This window comes from Psychrobacter sp. PL15 (assembly GCF_035984995.1).
In the GTDB taxonomy this organism is placed as follows: Bacteria; Pseudomonadota; Gammaproteobacteria; order Pseudomonadales; family Moraxellaceae; genus Psychrobacter.
In genome coordinates this window covers 1-1,056 of sequence record NZ_JAXCIB010000036.1, presented here as the reverse complement: position 1 = coordinate 1,056, position 1,056 = coordinate 1, and the positions used below count along the sequence as shown (strand labels likewise).

Annotated in this window: 1 protein-coding gene; it reads right to left on the bottom strand. The window is 45.1% G+C overall.

Features of this window, described 5'->3' with window-relative positions:
• Window positions 1–26 precede the first annotated feature (26 nt).
• Window positions 27–953 (bottom strand): IS30 family transposase, encoded by a 927-nt coding sequence (locus tag RCH20_RS12455; RefSeq protein ID WP_327193828.1) that lies wholly within the window; start codon window positions 951–953, stop codon window positions 27–29.
• Between the last annotated feature and the right edge of the window lie 103 nt (window positions 954–1,056).

Below are 1,056 nucleotides of genomic sequence, written 5' to 3'. Positions count from 1 at the left end.
CCTAGATTAACACACCAAGTGCAACGCTAAATGATGTTATAGAATACCTGATTTGGTGTTTTGAATCCCAATCGTTTTCTTGGTCTGCTATTTAATCTGTCCTCAATGGCTTGTACCTCATCATCAGATACTTGTCTGAAATCACAGCCTTTAGGCAAGTACTCTCTGATTAGACCATTGGTATTCTCGTTTGTTCCTCTTTGCCATGACGCATAAGTATCAGCGAAGTAGAACATACTGTAGAGGCGTTCTTTCACCTCTTGATGCTCAGCAAACTCCTTACCATTGTCAGAGGTAATCGTCTTAACGTGTAGTCTAACTGGGGTCAGTAGAGTTACCATCGCATCCGCCACCAGATGAGCGCTCTTTTTAGTGACCCGTTGCATCTTAACCAAACCTGTCTTTCGCTCTACTAGCGTCACGATGGCCTGTTTGTGGTTTTGACCAATAATGGTATCGGCTTCCCAGTCGCCAATACGGGATCGATCTTCGACTACTTGCGGACGTTTATGAATAGAGACCCTGTCATTGATGCGACCACGAGTCTCGTCAGTCAGCCTTTGACGGTAAGGTTTGGCTTTACGTCTTAGATACTGCCATAACCCGCCACCTTGTTTTTTGTCTGTCCACAGGTAGCGATAAATGCTCATGTGGCTGAGTCCACCATGAACGCCCGCTATTTGTTCCGGACTCCATTGTAACTTTAGCTTAGCAATGACCCAGTGCCAGACGTGAGCGACAATAGTGAGGGCGTTGTTTGCATGCCTCAATTTAGCCTTACCATCTGCATGCTTTGGTCGGTAACCTCGTAGGCTTTTATTGCGTCTAAGCTCTCTTGATATAGTGCTGGGACTTCTGTTTAATGCCTTGGCTATAAATTTAATACTGTGTTCGGCCCCTTTAAGGGCATAAATCTGATATCGTTCCCCTAGGCTTAGATGTGTATAGCTCATGGTTGCAATCTCACTTTGGCGGTGGATAGTAACCTTGATGCTAGCGCATCTAGGCCTCTTTTTCACCTGCTGTTTGAAATTGCACTTCACGTGTTAATCTAAG